Source organism: Halorubellus litoreus, from assembly GCF_037081675.1.
Classification (GTDB): Archaea; Halobacteriota; Halobacteria; order Halobacteriales; family Natrialbaceae; genus Halorubellus; species Halorubellus litoreus.
The window spans coordinates 1,080,302-1,093,998 of record NZ_JAZAQL010000002.1 but is presented as its reverse complement, the minus strand read 5'-3'; the positions used below and the strand labels follow the sequence as shown (position 1 = coordinate 1,093,998).

The following is a 13,697-nucleotide window of genomic DNA, read 5'->3' as shown; positions in this document are numbered from 1 at the left end:
TGTTTCGTCTGCATCGAACCCATCGAACCGCGTAGCGCCATGGAAGTGGCGACCATGCGGTTCCCGAACGGGAGCGAGATCGAAGTTCCGACCTGCCCGAACTGCCTGCCCACGTAGGGCGAGGCACCCCCTTCCTGCGGTTTTTCAGTACGGGGTCACGGCTTCAAGGCCCCCAATCAACTATGAGCAACGCAACTACCAGCAACTTCAACAGCTCGTACAACTTCACGACCGACTTCCCCGGCATCGGCACCGTCACCGCCGACAAGCTCACCCTCGACCACGGGATTGAATCCGGCGAAGACCTGGCCCGAACCTATCTGACGACGGACGCCCGCCGTCTCTACGACGACATCCAAGAGCAACAGCGCGCCCGGTTCCACTATGCGCTGTTGGATTCCGGGCTGACCGACGACGACCTGGGTGTGGACGCTGATGGACACGGCCTGGAGGCCATGGTGTTCATCCGCGCGTTCGGGTTGTCCCGTAACTTCGACGACGAGGCAACGCTGAGTCCGCGACACAAGGCTCGAATCCGCCCGACTGAGGTCGACTTCAGTAAGGGCGGCCTCATGTGCGCGAACAACATCGTGGCCTACGTGTGGGATACCGAGACGTTCTACGAGTACGCCGACTTCAAGGACTGGCCCGCCGAGATCACCCAACCCGTCCAGAAGTTCGACACGGACTACAAGACGAGAATCGTTGTGTCTGCGGAAACCGAGACTAACTCGACGTTCTTGACGACCAACCAACTCTCGGTGGCCGAACACCTGTTCGGGTTCGATGTATTCGATGAACCGAGCCGGATGCGAACCCACCCCGATGAGATGTACCCGGTGTTCATCGACAACTACGCCGAAGACCGGTTGCTGATTATCGCCCCTCGCACCGAAGGTAAGTAGGGCGACCCCTTCCCGCGGTTTTTCAGTACGGAGCCAGCGGCGCGGTGCGGTTTCAGGCTCCAACCAATCAGCACCATGAGTGATTATACCATGATGGATATTGACGAGTTAGAACAGCGCGAGCAGTCCCTTTGGGAACGCATCGAAGTAACCGAGGGCGTCGTTAGCGACCTGCGGCACGCCCAATCCCTGTTGTATAGCGCGGAACGACGGAACAGCTCCTACGGCCTGGGGTTGGACCTCCCGACCGTCACGAACGAACAGATGTACGAGGCCGAGTCACACCTGGAGTCACTGGAGGAACAGCACGCCGACGTTGACGAGGAGCTGTACCACCGGAGGGAGGCATGACCCTCACCATCAACGGCGTCGAGCTGGAGGAAGGCATGAACCTGTGGCGGTACGCGGCACTCCGAACGTACAACAGGACCCTCACCGAGCAGGACCCCGACGACGTGTTCGAGGAGATCGCGCAAGTCCTGGTCGCGGACTACCCCGAGGTTGTGAACGGCGCACCAGCGAACATCGTGAAGGCGAACCTCCGGGGGACGCCTGGCGTCTACGATGATAGCGAGTTGATTAACTATCACGCGATGGTGGCAACCCGCGTTCACCATGACCCCGATACCGGGCACATTGACATCACGCTGAGGGACTTGAAGGAACAGCGAAAGTTCGTGTTCTCATCGAACATCGACGTTGCCTACACCGGAGAATACTACAACTCCGAACCGCTGAGCGCCCTGGAGTCGCACCTTGGGGTCACGATTCTCCCCAGCGGAGGGAACTAATGAGTGAACGTTCCCGGCTCATCAAGTCGCTCATCATCGTCCACGACCGCTACTGGGAGGACGACGGTGAGGGTGAGATGCTCATGCGAATCCCGCTCCCCGAGGGGTTCGCTTACGACGTCGACGACCTGGGGCAAGGCGAAGTGGTCGTTCAATACTGGAGGGAGGACTGATGCGTCACGAAGACGCGGTTCCCCCAACCGGCGAGCGGGGTTGGCACAAGATCGCGGAGTTCCCTGACATCGTGAAGTGGCAGTACAAGGACTCGCCGTACCGGGTGGTCGTCCACAAGAACGGACGCGGCCACTACGAGGCGCGGTTCACGTCGTGGTTCAATGGGGCGTCCTATCGAATCATCGGGAACTGCGGCGGCGACGAGTTCGGGCGACTCAAAGCCATCGTGAAGGCCGAAGCCTGGATGAACGAACACCCGTATGGGTGCGCGCCACCGTACAAACTCGCGGAAGAAGCGGGGCAACTCGCATGACCGAGTACACCTGCCGGAAGTGCGGCGGGGCTACGGAGGTCCTGAACCCGAGTGCGATGCGTGGCCGCCGACTGTTCGACATGATGCGGCCCCGTGTACAGTGCGTTGACTGCAAGCACATCTTCAAACTGGAGCGATGAACGCGCGATTACTGGCCCGCGTCCTGTTGGGAATCACGGCCTTCCCGATGGTGTACGCTGGTGTGATAGTGAGAAACCGACTGACGAGACTGATTCAGAAATGGTACCGAACTGCCGAGACTGCGGAAACGAACAGCTTGTGAGAGAAGGAGCCTGTGCGACCTGCCCGTTGTGTGGGTGGTCGAAATGTAACATCTGAGCGATGCCCGTCGTGCAACAGACGTTTGCCGAGGCGCTCGCGACACAGAATAAGGGCTGTTGGAATACGGCCTGCCCGAACGTTCCTCCGGCTCCCGGTGACTTGTGCAACGAGTGCTTGGACCGGGTTCGGCGCGAAGATCGCGAAGCGAACTACGAGAACTACGGCGACTACTTACGCGACAAGTTTGAGTAGGCGAATAACACACCTGATAGGAAATGCGAAATGCGAATCCACAACCAACCAAGGGAATCATGACAATCACAGAGATATTGGATGCACCGAACGGCGAACACCAGCTCACGTTCATCAATGGACACACCCACGAGGGGCTTCAGACGGTCGTGTTCCGGGTTCGTGACTCACACTACGTTGGCTACGTGAAGGCCCCGGACGCGCTCATTGAGGCGTATCCTGCGCCCGCTGACGACGGTGTGTACGATGTCCGTTCGCTTGAGTCGATGGTCGATGTCCACGGTGGACTGACCTACGGCCCGGACGAAGACGGCTGGGTCGGGTTCGATTGCGCGCACTCCGGCGATATGTGCGTCGACGAGAACGGCACGCCCCTCCCGAATAACATCGAGGCTGACCTTCGGGCGGCCATGAACGACTACGACCGCAAGGAGTGGGCGACCGATTGGTGGCCTGAAGATGTGGTCGAGGAGTGTGACCGACTCGCGGAAGCACTCAACGAACTTGCGTTGAAAGTTCGGTAATCACCCGACTGCGGTTGAGTAGAACATGAGTAACTCAAACCCATTAGCACCGCGTCCAGCGTGCCCTGTCCCTGGGTGTACGTCACACACCGTTCGGGACCTGGGTTCGACGGACGAGTATCACGAGTACGATTGCCGGGTCCACGGGCGCGTTCGCTGGTGGCCTGAGAGCGGACTTACAGAACGAGTTGAGACATAATGGCATTACAAAACATAGCTGACGAGTGGACTGAAGTACCGACCTGTGACCTTGTGCGATACGGCCTGTTCCTGATGCAAGAGATCGGGACGTGGAACGCGAGCATCGACGACGAATCCTACAACACCGACGAGGTGTTCGATACGGTTCGAGCGCGGAACGTCACCGCCGTTCACGTTGAGGGTGACGGCGTGATTCAAATAGAGGGCGAAGGAACCGCGCAGGAGTACATCAAGCGGATTCCTGGCGACTACTATCAGCCCCCGGAGTGGGTAACCCGCGATGCCGAGGTACTGTGGCTGGTTCGGTTCACGCTCGCCGATGAAGGCTACGCTGAGGGCGAGATAGAGGTGTGGTGATTCCGATGATTGACACCTGCAACTTCTCACAGGAGGCAACGATTGACGTTCTGGTACGTGACCACGACCGGGAGCTGTACATAGACGTCAACGAACGCGGCGGTCGGATTCACGTCCGGCTGTTCGATGGCGACGATAACACTATCTCGGTTGCTGACCTGGAATTACCAGGGGACGAGCAACTGGGCGAGGCAAACTAATGGACTACAGTAAGTATCAGAACCCGAAGCCGGAACCCGAAGTGACGCAGACCAGTGAACAACCGCGGGAAGCGCCCGTTTCCCCATCCCCCGCTCAGGAACCGAAGTACGAGTGGGAGTGGCACCACTACCTATGAGCTATCAGGACACCATCGAGGCGTTCTATCGCGGTGGGCGGCTCATCACCGGGAGTGTCATCTTACTGGTGGTCGGGTTCGTTGTCCTGCTGTTCACGATAGGTGGCGTGGCGAACATCGTGATGTTTCAGGACATCAAGACCGGGACGATGAACCTCATGGTCGCGGTCGTCCTGGTTCTCGTGGTCGTTGGGTTGGTGCGCCTGGGGAAGCGAGGGACGGACGCTCAGTAGGGTCCGTACTCTTGTTCCCAGGACTGGAGCAACGTGTACGTTGCTTGGGTCGCGTAGGCCCGATCAGGATAGAACTCGAACCGAACGTTGTACCGCTTCGGCCAGCCGTCGACCGTGCTGGTGATGGTCCGCGGGTAGGTTCGACAGAAGTAGTGTGGGCAGGACTTCGCGCCTGCGTCGGCGTATTTTTGTACGAGGTGTCGTGGTTCCTCTACGATAACCACGAACTCTTGGAGGTCGCGGTCAGCTCGCTTGACTTCGGCCTCGAACCGTTTGCGGTCGGACCCAAGTGACGTTGCGAGGTCGTTGAGTGACTTGCGCTCGACGGCGGCGATGCCTTCCAGGGCTGGCGTCGTGTAGTCGCCCGTTTCCAACCGGGTGGTTTCGAGCGTGACGTTGGGGATCGCGGAGAAGTCGAACGGTTGCTTCTCGCGGTCGTCGTGGAGGATTACGAAGTCGTGGTCACTCATGGCGGAGTGCCTCCTTGACCGCGGCGAGGCACGCGAAGATGCGCGTCGTGCTGTAGCCCTGGTGTCCAGCGAGAACCAGGAACGGGTCGTCGTTGAGTTCGCCTCCGTTGAAGACATGGCGGCGTCCGTCCTGTTCGGCGACGTGGATACAGACACAGTACGCGATTAGTTCTGCGCCGTAGCCGATTTGCCTGATGTTGAGTTCATCAAATAGCTCGCGCCCTCGTCGGCGCTGGGCTTTGGTGAGGTCGACCTGGCTGGAGATGGCGTCGTAGAGCGCGAGGTTGTCGCGGTTCCGTAGCGCCTCCTGGTCGCTCCAGGTGCGAGTATCACCGATGTTGTACTTGTACAGCCGTTCGTACCGCGCTCGCAGTTCGTGCGGGGCTTCGGCTGGGTGAAAGGTCGTTGCGTTTTCAGTGTCGCTACTCGTTATGGGTTCGTCGTCTTCGTCAAACATTGTCTTAGTATTGTCTTAGCCTATCAGGTCATAGTTCACCTTGGATCAGCGAAGTATGCTATCAGTGTCTCACTCTACTACTGGTAGTCCTACTGGGATACCACTGGGTGTCCCATGTAAGTAAGAACGTGTACTCTAATCCATGTACAACATCGGGAAGGGGTGTACATTGACTATGAGTGTACAATAGGAGTGTACAGTAAAACAGGTACAGAGGTAATGTGATACCTCTCTACGTGTCCTCAATAGTATAATAGTCATGTAGATACTTAAACGTTTCGGAGGGTATTCAAAGGATGTTCAAAGAACAGCAGTACACGACAGCGATACTGTCAATAACACGCAGGAGCATAGTGACGGTAATGAACGACCAGCAGGCGGAACCAGAGATACCGGTGGGGTACGTCGCGGGAATCATCGACGTGAAGGGGTCGTTGACTGTGAACTTCAGAACGCGACCAGAATACACCCTCGGCTTCCAGGCGTGGCCGTCCCTCCTGGTCCGCACCGAATCAGAGGCCATTGTGGGCCTACTGGACGCGTTTTCGCACTCACTCGGTGTGCAGGCCAAGATACACAAGAACGTCCAGGAGGGGCGGCACGAGTGGCTCGTGGAGGGCGCTGATGACATTGCACGAATCATCGAGGAACTATTCCCGTATCTCCTCCTGCAACATGAAAAGTTCCAGCACTACTACGAGCGAATCCTACCGATGTTCGATGACGGGATCGAAAGTGAAGACGACCTGCTGGAGCTGGCAGACTTAGCTGGTGAATACAGCACCAAGGACCGCAAGTACACCCGCGAGTTCTTCGAGAAAGAGTTTAGTTCGACGGCGTAGCGGACTCGGATTCCCCCGCCTTCCCGCTGTTGTCCTGGCCGCGATACCGCTCGATGATGTTGTCGACGCGTTCCGCGGCGTGGTACGGCGTGATGTCACGGTCGTTCTCCGCGTCGTCTATGAACTTGAGGTAGAGCCGCTCAAGCTCCTGTAGCGGAACCATCGTACCGTGCTGGATACCGTCGCGCTCGCGTTCCATGTCGTCGACCGTCTCCTGGTCCGCGACGATGATACCCTCCTCGTGGTGGATGCCTTCGGCGTCCGATGGGTCGGTGACGATGAGCTTGCCGTCCTCGGTCGCGGGATAGGATTCGAACGTGGAGATGTCGCGATCTTCGGCGTCCGCTGGGTGGAGGTCGTCCGCACCGGAGCGGCGACCCAGGTGGACGTTGAGTCCGAGCTGTCCCTTGAACGTCTTCCCGCAGTAGTCACACACGAAGCGGCGGTGGTCGACCCGGTACTTCGTGGGCGTGTTGACGGTGACTTCGCGCCGACCGGTTATCTCGGCGTCGTCGACACTGAAGTCGTCGGGAACCTCCCCACGGGGTCCGTGGGCGTCGTCGTCGGAGTTGTAGACGTGGACGTAGAGTCCCCGTGAGAGAACTTCTTCCTCACAGAACGGGCACTCACGCACCGATTCAAGATTCGTGTGCGCTTGATACTGAGTCATGGATACTTAGATCACTCAATCGCTCATACAGTCCGGCACGATATAACGATTACTGTATTGTAAGCCTATTCCTGGGTTTTGGGTAGGTCTTCAAAGGGTGTTCAAGCGATAGACTTAATACGTCAGCCGCGAATATACTTGTGAGGAAAACGGCCCCGCTGGGCTGGGTCCTCATGATATTGCTTTAGAGAGGCAGTGCTTTGGCCGCATAGACAATCCTTTGAAAACCCATAGAAAACTTTAAGTCTATGCGGCGCGTTATACTACTGAGGGCAGTGAGTCAGACGACTCCGTTCTCATGGCGGTTCTTGGCAGGCTACTGGCGTAGAGCGTACTGTGCGCTCCGGGTTCGATTCCCGGCCTTTATACCTCGCCCCCACGGGCGGTGGTGTGCCACTCCCGGTTAGGCGAACACCGGGACAATTTGCGGATACTGGTTGTTGGTTGGTTCTGGTTGCCGATTGGGGCACACAGACAGACGGGGGTGGCTCCCCTGTCATTTTCTACGCCGACAACAGACAACGAAGGACAGCCGTGGGTTCAACTCCCACCTGTCCCCTCCCGGCCTCAGTGCCGGGGTTCCTATCAGTAGTGTGATCGACCGCCTTCGGTAACGAGGGCGGTTGTGTCTCGATAGTTCAGTTGGTAGAACGCGTGACTGTTAATCACGTCGTCCCAGGTTCGAGTCCTGGTCGAGACGTGGCGGTGAGGGTCCGCCTGAACAACTCTCCTTAATGTAATGCACGCCCGAGAGGGCGCTTTGGTACTACGCTATCGTAGGTCGCATGAGCCACAGCCGGTGCCTGTGGTGCATTGCCAGCCCCGACTCACCACCGGGGCTGTAAGGGAACGTAGCTCAACGGGAGAGCGCGGCTTTGAAGAAGCCGTCGTTGCCGGTTCGACTCCGGTCGTTCCCACTGGGGCAACAGACGTCAAGTCCGAGAACCGCCCCTTGAGGTATCGCGCGTAAGACAACCCTTAGAAAACAATCCATACATGGACTACAACAACTTCGGTAGCAGTAGCACGACCAGCAACCAGAACGACAGCGACGAGAACAACGAGTTCACCCTGAAGGTAACTCCCTACGCGGCCATCGACGGCGATCTCGACTCCGCGTTCAGTGTCGAAGGCAAGTACGGGCAGTCGCTCGCCATCAAGATGAACGACGTGACCCTCGTCGACGGCGCACTCTACAAGCGCAAGGGCGACGACACCCACAAGGTGTTCTCGTGGCAGGCACTCGGCTTCGACGACGAGATGGACTTCGACGGGAACGACGCGCCCAAGGTCTACTCCGAGACGTTCGGTGGACGGACCTACCAGTACGAGCTGGTGGCCGCCCGCTACGACGAAGCCGACCCCGACGCCGACCAGCCCGAAGTCGGGAACATCATCATGTGGGAGTCCGGTGGCGAACACGGCCCGTCGTCGTCCGCGAAGACCTGCGCCCGGAAGCTCACCACGCACGGACGCGGTGCGGTTCTGACCGAAGACGACGTTCACGCGTGGCTCGCAACCGACGTCTCCCTCCGCCCCGAGCTGGAGGGACTCCGCGTTCGGTTCTTCAAGGTCGAGCGTGAGGGCGAAGAATACACGTTCTACACGCCGGTCTTCATCAACCTCGCGCTCGACGAGGAAGTGACCATCAAGAACGAAACCGGGACGACCACGGCGAAGGCAACCGAGGAAACCGAACCCGAAGCCGAACCCGAGGTTCAGGCCGCCGCGACCGATGGTGGCTTCCCGGCACAGATTCAGGAGTTCATCGGCTTCTGCCGCGACCAGCAGATCGTTGACCCCGAGTCGGTTCTTCGCACCCTCGACACGATGGTTGCGAACCCCGAGTCCAGCGTCGACGAGGCGATGGTTGAGGGCCGCCAGGACGACATCGTGGCGGCGGTCCAGGCGTGAGACTCCGGCACGACAGCATTGACGACGACTTCCTCGATGAAGTCCTTGGGTTGGTGAAGTTCGCGTTCTACGTGGGCGCGGCAACTGTCATCATTGCCCTCGGCGTCGTTGCGCTGTTGGGATTCCTGCTGGTATAGGCACGAGAACAATTTTTTAGTACGGGGTGGGGCGCGGGACTTCCCGCGGTTTACCATCCCAAGAGGCACCTGAAGATGAAACTAACCACTATCACGGCCAGCTACAGCGACCGTCGCCAACGGAAACAGTACGAACCCATCGAGTTCGGGTGTACACTCACCGCTGAACTTGAGGGCGACGACGACCCCGTGGACGCCTACGAGGAACTTGCGCGTCACGCGAAGAACGTCGTCGGTATCGAAATGACCCGCCGCCTCAAGGAGAGCGAGATGGCGGACGCAATCGAACGGGGTGACTAATCAATGTCGTTTCGGGAAGATCAGCAGATGTGGCTCATAGAGACAGCGTATGACCATTTGATGTTCCTCATAGAGCATCATACACTCAGCGAGCGAAACTACGAGTTAATCTCTGGTGCATTAGACCATCTTGGCGTTGCGTCGTTGAATCGAGAAGAAGACCTTGGGTGGGCACCCTGGATCGACAATTCCTGTGACGACGAGGTGTGGTATGACGAGTGAAACAAGCATCCCCACGTTGTTCCAGGTCCGGCAACTGATTCAGGACAACGGCCTGGAGGGAGAGGAAGAAACCAGCCTGTCCGTCCTCCTGGGGACGTTCATGGGCGGGTTCATCATCATGTATGGTGACTCGTCCGCCGGGAAAGACGAGACGGCGAACGCAGTCCTGGCGTGCTATCCGAACGAGGGCGCAGGCGAAGTGTTCACGGTTCCGAACAGCTCGTCGCCTACGGTCCTGTTCGAGAAGGCCGAAACCGCGAACGCCGCGAGTATCTACGTCTACCCCGACTCCACGAACCTCCCCGAACACATCGAGGGCCTCATCAAAGCTCACGCAGAGGGCGAGCCGTTCACGCACGAGTGGACCGAGGTCGCGGGTGGTCGGCACCTGGAGGGTCGGAGTCTGTTACCCCCGGATTGCATCATCTATCCGTGGGCACGGAACAACGACAGCTTCGACATCAATGACCACGCCGAGTACCGGAACCGCGCGCTGATCCTTGAGGTCGATGGGTCCATGGAGCAGACCGAACGGGTCAACACCCGGCAAGCGTTGGAGAAGTCCGGGCGGTACATCCGTAAGACGACCTACGAGGAAGCGGCGGAGATTCGCGAACACATCGGGACGATTCGCCCGGTGGTTGGTCGCTTCGGTCGGAAGGACTCGATGGGCGAGATTCTGAATCCGTGCATCGAAGCCATCGACCGGATGAAGCCCCTCCCCCAGCACTTCCCTGAGGCGCGGCGGGACTTCCCGCGGTTGTACAAGTTCATCGACGCGGTGACTCTGTACCACCACCCCGACCGGATGCAGACCGTGGACAAGAACGGGAACCCCGTTCTCCTGAACGCGCCTGCGGACTGCTGGTACGGCATGAAGGTCTTCGGCGAGAAGATGGTCCTGTCGGCACTCAACCTCACCGACCGCGACATGATTCTCTTGCAGTACCTTCGCGATAACTCCGAGGAGGCGTTCACGGTGAACGAACTTCAGCAGGCACTCCGTGAGAGCGGTGAGAACGTCAGTGACCGCGACGTGAAGAAGTCCCTGAAGTCCATGAAGCACAAGGGCTACGCGAACGTCCAGAAGGGCGACAGCGGCCTCAACGAGTGGTCGGCTGGCCCGTTCGCAGCACGAGCGGAACACAAGTCGCACTTCGACTGGCAGGAGATCGTGGACGACGCCGAAGTCGTTGTTCGTGACATCCTCAACGAAGAAGACGCCGAGGAGTACGTCGCCCGGTTCTGCCGGGGTGACGGCCTCTTGGTGACCCACCCGTTCACGGGTGAAGTCCTGAACCTCGTGGAACAGGGCAGCGACGAGTTCGAAGAAACCCTGGCCGACGCGGAGTCGGACATGGCGGACGTCTTCGATGAACCCGTGTACGCTGGTGCATCTACCGAATCTAATGACGAGAACAGCGGACTTAGTGGTTTCCTGGGTAGTAGCGGCGCTGGAGAGTAAGCGACGGAACACGCATACACTCGCGACCTACCACCCGGAGGAAACACCCGAACATGAGATAATGAGTATCGAAACCACCGTAGAGAGTTGCATGGACATCCCCGGAGTTGTGGGGATAACCGAACACATCGAGGGCTTCACTGGTGACGCCTGGCTCGTGGAGATCGACCAGGACGTTCCCGTGCTGAAGGCTGGAGACGAGACAACCACGCGGTTCTTCGTCGTCTCCGGTGTCCACGCCCCGTATTCGGGCTGGGAGTGCCTGGCGTTCCCCGCGACCGAAGACGGCGACCCAATCAACTTCCGCGAACACGCAGGCGGTCGTGGGTATTCCCACAAGGCAACCATCGAAGAACTCATCGAGCGGTACCTGTAGGCCATGACCGACCGCGACTTGATTCGGCAAGCGTCCGAGGTGTGGGCACCCGACTTCCCGCGCCAAACCGTTGACGCGTCCAAACGACAGTTCGCCGTGAACACTCGCGACGAATTGGTTGACGCGCTGGTGGCGGTCAACGGGAAGAACGCGGGGTTCGTCTCCGTGTACAGCTTCCCACGAGGGCACTCACGCGATAGGAACATCCCCGAGGTGAACACACTGATGTTCGACCTGGATGTTCCCGACGCCAAGGAGTACCGCCCTGGTGACGTTGCGGCGTGGCGGCGCGACCAATCGAACCTGCTGGCTCGGGTCCGTATGATAGCTCGCTTCCTGATCGACGCGGGCGCGGACCAGTATTGGCGTGGGTCACTCTCGGGGTTCAAGGGCGTCCATCTCTACCTGGACTTCCCGGCGATTAACCCCGATGAAGGCTCATACAACCAATTCAAGGCAGGGTTGGGTCGGTACGCCGACGAGTTCCTTGCGTTCTTAGAGAGTGAAACCAGTGTGTCGATTCGTGACTGGGTTGACGTTGACTCGTCCGACCTGGGGCGGCTCACCCGGCACCCGAACACGGTTCACACTGGGGCAACGGCGTTCTTCAATGACGAGCGATACTGCGTTCCCGTGTCGCTCAGAGAACTTGCGACCATCACGCCCGACGAGTATGAGAAACTCACATCTGAACCGCGCCCCCTTCCCGATGAATACCATCGAGTTGAGTCCGAGCGCGCGGGACAGATAATCACCCAGTACGTTCGCACGGCGAGTGTTGGTGGGTCGAGCGGTCGACCGTCAATGTCGTCGACGCGGACGCTCTCGCTCAACGAGTACGAGAACGAGGTAGCCAATCACAAGATAAAAACGAAAGAAGACGTCGCGTTCGTCACGGCACACAAGCCCTGTGTGTTCGCGTACTTTGAGCGCGACGGTGACCAGTTCGAGTACGGCCACGCTTCGCATAAGTTCGAAGTGTTCGTCATCGACGAGCTGGTTGACGCGCACGTTCCGGTTGAGGTCATCGTTGACCTCTTTCGTGAGATTCCGGGGTTTAATGAAGACGAAACCCGGTCACGGATTGCTGATGTGATCGCCGCGAATTGGGCACGGCGATTCAACTGCGAGACGATATGGGCAGAAGCGCCGATGTTCTGTCTCGGGGAGGTCTGCGGCCTCTACGACCCTCAGCACCCGATTGCGTAACCTACAGCTATTCAGCTATCATCTATCAATGAAGAATACAGCGTATGCGAAACTCACGCCGCGACAACTGGATGTTCTCGCGGAGCTTCCGAAGACCGTTCCCGCCCTTGCGCTCTCGCTGGGCATCACGGAGTCTACGGTCTACGACCACCTGTCCGACATCGAGAAGCGCGGGGTACATCTCGCGCAGAACGATGCGGGCGAATACTACGAACCCGGCGGCGGTCGCGTGGAAAACGACGTCATCAACGTCTCCGCGCCCGTTCGCACAACCGCCGCTCAGAAAGCCGCCGTTAGTCGCAAGACGAAGGCGTTTCTCGCGGAATTAGAACACGAGATTCGGGCCTACCGCCAGGAGGTTGGTCCCGTTATCGCCGATGGTGGTGTCACGTACACCCCTGGTGGGATGGATATTATCGTCCCGTGTTCGGACGACCACTACGGCGACCTCGTTGCTGACCCCACGCAACCGAACCCGTATGAGTCCCAGCCGTTGTTCGACGCGGAGATCGCGTCCGAACGTATCCACGCGAAGTTCGACCACGCACACCAGGTGGCGGACGCTCGCGAGGCCATGGGACACACGATTGATGCGTTCGTGGTTCCGATGCTCGGTGACCACGTTACGAACGAAGCCATCTACGAGCAACAGAAGTGGCACCTGGAGCCACGTATGCACATCCGAGAGCAACTCAAGGTTGCGACGGACGTCTACACGTATGAGATCGCCAGGGCGTCCGCTCGCTTCCCGAGTGTTGTCGTGCCGTGCTTCCACGGGAACCATGGCGAGTTCCGACAGGGCGGGCAGTCACACCACGCCAACGCCGACGACCTTCTCTACGACCGCCTGGAGTTAGCGGTTCAGGCGATGGGCCTGGAGAACGTGACGTTCATCCGGTCGGACATCGACGACCATATCCTGTTCACGACTCGCAACGGGAAGTGGACGGGCTTCGGTGTTCACGGTGAAGACGTCCCGTACCACATTGGTACGAAGTCACCGCTCCAGTGGTGGCAGGCGCAGGTCAACCGGTGGGACTTCGACTTCGCCTTCCGGTGTCACTACCACGAGTCGAAGGAGGAACGCGTGAACGGTGTGCCCGTGCATCTCCTGCCGAGTATCAAGGACACGGGCGAGTACGAAGCCAAGTTGGGCATCTACGGTGTCCCGCTTGGGGTCGTGTTCGGGTCGACCGACGAACAGCCGCTCGCGTTCAAGGAGTGGGTGTCATATCCTGTCTCAGCGTGACACGCTAATCGCAAGCA

Annotated in this window: 20 protein-coding genes and 2 tRNA genes; 19 read left to right on the top strand and 3 right to left on the bottom strand. The window is 58.9% G+C overall.

The window, feature by feature from the left end; all coding sequences use genetic code 11:
- Positions 1-182 precede the first annotated feature (182 nt).
- From VYJ16_RS12825 to VYJ16_RS12785, 9 genes are all read left to right on the top strand, one after another.
- A complete protein-coding gene (locus tag VYJ16_RS12825) occupies positions 183-905 on the top strand; it encodes a hypothetical protein (RefSeq protein WP_336350700.1) in 723 nt (240 codons plus the stop codon).
- A gap of 90 nt (positions 906-995) precedes the next feature.
- The gene (locus VYJ16_RS12820; protein WP_336350699.1) at positions 996-1,256 is read left to right on the top strand and encodes a hypothetical protein; all 261 of its coding nucleotides are present in this window, start codon (positions 996-998) and stop codon (positions 1,254-1,256) included.
- The gene (locus VYJ16_RS12815; protein ID WP_336350698.1) at positions 1,253-1,696 is read left to right on the top strand and encodes a hypothetical protein; all 444 of its coding nucleotides are present in this window, start codon (positions 1,253-1,255) and stop codon (positions 1,694-1,696) included. Before VYJ16_RS12820 ends, VYJ16_RS12815 begins: the two co-directional genes overlap by 4 nt.
- Positions 1,696-1,869: a hypothetical protein gene (locus tag VYJ16_RS12810; protein ID WP_336350697.1), complete on the top strand. Its 174-nt coding sequence runs from the start codon at positions 1,696-1,698 to the stop codon at positions 1,867-1,869. Before VYJ16_RS12815 ends, VYJ16_RS12810 begins: the two co-directional genes overlap by 1 nt.
- On the top strand, positions 1,869-2,183 hold the full coding sequence (locus VYJ16_RS12805) for a hypothetical protein (RefSeq protein WP_336350696.1): 315 nt from the start codon (positions 1,869-1,871) through the stop codon (positions 2,181-2,183). The genes VYJ16_RS12810 and VYJ16_RS12805 overlap by 1 nt, the downstream gene beginning before the upstream one ends.
- A 593-nt stretch (positions 2,184-2,776) precedes the next feature.
- Complete coding sequence (locus VYJ16_RS12800; RefSeq protein WP_336350695.1) at positions 2,777-3,241, top strand: hypothetical protein; 465 nt, start codon at positions 2,777-2,779, stop codon at positions 3,239-3,241.
- A 273-nt stretch (positions 3,242-3,514) separates the two neighbouring features.
- On the top strand, positions 3,515-3,799 hold the full coding sequence (locus VYJ16_RS12795) for a hypothetical protein (protein WP_336350694.1): 285 nt from the start codon (positions 3,515-3,517) through the stop codon (positions 3,797-3,799).
- 5 nt (positions 3,800-3,804) lie between these two features.
- On the top strand, positions 3,805-3,999 hold the full coding sequence (locus tag VYJ16_RS12790) for a hypothetical protein (RefSeq protein ID WP_336350693.1): 195 nt from the start codon (positions 3,805-3,807) through the stop codon (positions 3,997-3,999).
- Between the two features lie 133 nt (positions 4,000-4,132).
- Entirely contained in the window at positions 4,133-4,369 is a 237-nt protein-coding gene (locus VYJ16_RS12785) for a hypothetical protein (RefSeq protein WP_336350692.1), read from the top strand.
- Here VYJ16_RS12785 and VYJ16_RS12780 read toward each other — a convergent pair.
- Together VYJ16_RS12780 and VYJ16_RS12775 are read right to left on the bottom strand one after the other, a co-directional pair.
- Positions 4,363-4,839, bottom strand: a complete 477-nt coding sequence (locus VYJ16_RS12780) for an ERCC4 domain-containing protein (protein WP_336350691.1) — start codon at positions 4,837-4,839, stop codon at positions 4,363-4,365. The two genes, VYJ16_RS12785 and VYJ16_RS12780, sit on opposite strands and share 7 nt — an antisense overlap.
- Complete coding sequence (locus VYJ16_RS12775; protein ID WP_336350690.1) at positions 4,832-5,296, bottom strand: hypothetical protein; 465 nt, start codon at positions 5,294-5,296, stop codon at positions 4,832-4,834. The genes VYJ16_RS12780 and VYJ16_RS12775 overlap by 8 nt, the downstream gene beginning before the upstream one ends.
- 296 nt (positions 5,297-5,592) lie before the next feature.
- Between VYJ16_RS12775 and VYJ16_RS12770 the strand changes: the two genes are divergently transcribed.
- On the top strand, positions 5,593-6,138 hold the full coding sequence (locus VYJ16_RS12770) for a hypothetical protein (protein ID WP_336350689.1): 546 nt from the start codon (positions 5,593-5,595) through the stop codon (positions 6,136-6,138).
- Here VYJ16_RS12770 and VYJ16_RS12765 read toward each other — a convergent pair.
- Entirely contained in the window at positions 6,122-6,808 is a 687-nt protein-coding gene (locus VYJ16_RS12765) for a hypothetical protein (RefSeq protein ID WP_336350688.1), read from the bottom strand. The two genes, VYJ16_RS12770 and VYJ16_RS12765, sit on opposite strands and share 17 nt — an antisense overlap.
- Before the next feature lie 627 nt (positions 6,809-7,435).
- Here VYJ16_RS12765 and VYJ16_RS12760 point away from each other — a divergent pair.
- The 9 genes from VYJ16_RS12760 to VYJ16_RS12720 all read left to right on the top strand — a co-directional run bounded on the left by VYJ16_RS12760 (position 7,436) and on the right by VYJ16_RS12720 (position 13,680).
- A tRNA-Asn gene (locus VYJ16_RS12760) sits at positions 7,436-7,508 on the top strand.
- Between the two features lie 145 nt (positions 7,509-7,653).
- A tRNA-Phe gene (locus tag VYJ16_RS12755) sits at positions 7,654-7,725 on the top strand.
- Between the two features lie 79 nt (positions 7,726-7,804).
- Complete coding sequence (locus VYJ16_RS12750) at positions 7,805-8,722, top strand: hypothetical protein (RefSeq protein ID WP_336350687.1); 918 nt, start codon at positions 7,805-7,807, stop codon at positions 8,720-8,722.
- Positions 8,719-8,859: a hypothetical protein gene (locus tag VYJ16_RS12745; protein WP_336350686.1), complete on the top strand. Its 141-nt coding sequence runs from the start codon at positions 8,719-8,721 to the stop codon at positions 8,857-8,859. The genes VYJ16_RS12750 and VYJ16_RS12745 overlap by 4 nt, the downstream gene beginning before the upstream one ends.
- A 75-nt stretch (positions 8,860-8,934) precedes the next feature.
- A complete protein-coding gene (locus tag VYJ16_RS12740) occupies positions 8,935-9,159 on the top strand; it encodes a hypothetical protein (protein WP_336350685.1) in 225 nt (74 codons plus the stop codon).
- Positions 9,160-9,370: 211 nt separating this feature from the next.
- Positions 9,371-10,846, top strand: a complete 1,476-nt coding sequence (locus tag VYJ16_RS12735) for a hypothetical protein (protein ID WP_336350684.1) — start codon at positions 9,371-9,373, stop codon at positions 10,844-10,846.
- Entirely contained in the window at positions 10,791-11,222 is a 432-nt protein-coding gene (locus VYJ16_RS12730; RefSeq protein WP_336350683.1) for a hypothetical protein, read from the top strand. Before VYJ16_RS12735 ends, VYJ16_RS12730 begins: the two co-directional genes overlap by 56 nt.
- Before the next feature lie 3 nt (positions 11,223-11,225).
- Positions 11,226-12,431 carry a hypothetical protein gene (locus tag VYJ16_RS12725; RefSeq protein WP_336350682.1) on the top strand — a complete coding sequence of 402 codons (1,206 nt, stop codon included), beginning with the start codon at positions 11,226-11,228 and terminating at the stop codon, positions 12,429-12,431.
- Between the two features lie 28 nt (positions 12,432-12,459).
- The gene (locus VYJ16_RS12720; protein ID WP_336350681.1) at positions 12,460-13,680 is read left to right on the top strand and encodes a hypothetical protein; all 1,221 of its coding nucleotides are present in this window, start codon (positions 12,460-12,462) and stop codon (positions 13,678-13,680) included.
- Positions 13,681-13,697 lie beyond the last annotated feature (17 nt).

Bases quoted from the DNA above. Each gene is read 5' to 3' on its own strand.
- VYJ16_RS12775 (WP_336350690.1), bottom strand. From the start codon at position 5,296: ATGTTTGACGAAGACGACGAACCCATAACGAGTAGCGACACTGAAAAC.
- VYJ16_RS12750 (WP_336350687.1), top strand. From the start codon at position 7,805: ATGGACTACAACAACTTCGGTAGCAGTAGCACGACCAGCAACCAGAAC.
- VYJ16_RS12740 (WP_336350685.1), top strand. From the start codon at position 8,935: ATGAAACTAACCACTATCACGGCCAGCTACAGCGACCGTCGCCAACGG.
- VYJ16_RS12765 (WP_336350688.1), bottom strand. From the start codon at position 6,808: ATGACTCAGTATCAAGCGCACACGAATCTTGAATCGGTGCGTGAGTGC.
- VYJ16_RS12800 (WP_336350695.1), top strand. From the start codon at position 2,777: ATGACAATCACAGAGATATTGGATGCACCGAACGGCGAACACCAGCTC.
- VYJ16_RS12720 (WP_336350681.1), top strand. From the start codon at position 12,460: ATGAAGAATACAGCGTATGCGAAACTCACGCCGCGACAACTGGATGTT.
- VYJ16_RS12795 (WP_336350694.1), top strand. From the start codon at position 3,515: ATGCAAGAGATCGGGACGTGGAACGCGAGCATCGACGACGAATCCTAC.
- VYJ16_RS12780 (WP_336350691.1), bottom strand. From the start codon at position 4,839: ATGAGTGACCACGACTTCGTAATCCTCCACGACGACCGCGAGAAGCAA.
- VYJ16_RS12810 (WP_336350697.1), top strand. From the start codon at position 1,696: ATGAGTGAACGTTCCCGGCTCATCAAGTCGCTCATCATCGTCCACGAC.
- VYJ16_RS12815 (WP_336350698.1), top strand. From the start codon at position 1,253: ATGACCCTCACCATCAACGGCGTCGAGCTGGAGGAAGGCATGAACCTG.
- VYJ16_RS12770 (WP_336350689.1), top strand. From the start codon at position 5,593: ATGTTCAAAGAACAGCAGTACACGACAGCGATACTGTCAATAACACGC.
- VYJ16_RS12725 (WP_336350682.1), top strand. From the start codon at position 11,226: ATGACCGACCGCGACTTGATTCGGCAAGCGTCCGAGGTGTGGGCACCC.
- VYJ16_RS12820 (WP_336350699.1), top strand. From the start codon at position 996: ATGATGGATATTGACGAGTTAGAACAGCGCGAGCAGTCCCTTTGGGAA.
- VYJ16_RS12735 (WP_336350684.1), top strand. From the start codon at position 9,371: ATGACGAGTGAAACAAGCATCCCCACGTTGTTCCAGGTCCGGCAACTG.
- VYJ16_RS12785 (WP_336350692.1), top strand. From the start codon at position 4,133: ATGAGCTATCAGGACACCATCGAGGCGTTCTATCGCGGTGGGCGGCTC.
- VYJ16_RS12790 (WP_336350693.1), top strand. From the start codon at position 3,805: ATGATTGACACCTGCAACTTCTCACAGGAGGCAACGATTGACGTTCTG.
- VYJ16_RS12730 (WP_336350683.1), top strand. From the start codon at position 10,791: ATGACGAGAACAGCGGACTTAGTGGTTTCCTGGGTAGTAGCGGCGCTG.
- VYJ16_RS12825 (WP_336350700.1), top strand. From the start codon at position 183: ATGAGCAACGCAACTACCAGCAACTTCAACAGCTCGTACAACTTCACG.
- VYJ16_RS12805 (WP_336350696.1), top strand. From the start codon at position 1,869: ATGCGTCACGAAGACGCGGTTCCCCCAACCGGCGAGCGGGGTTGGCAC.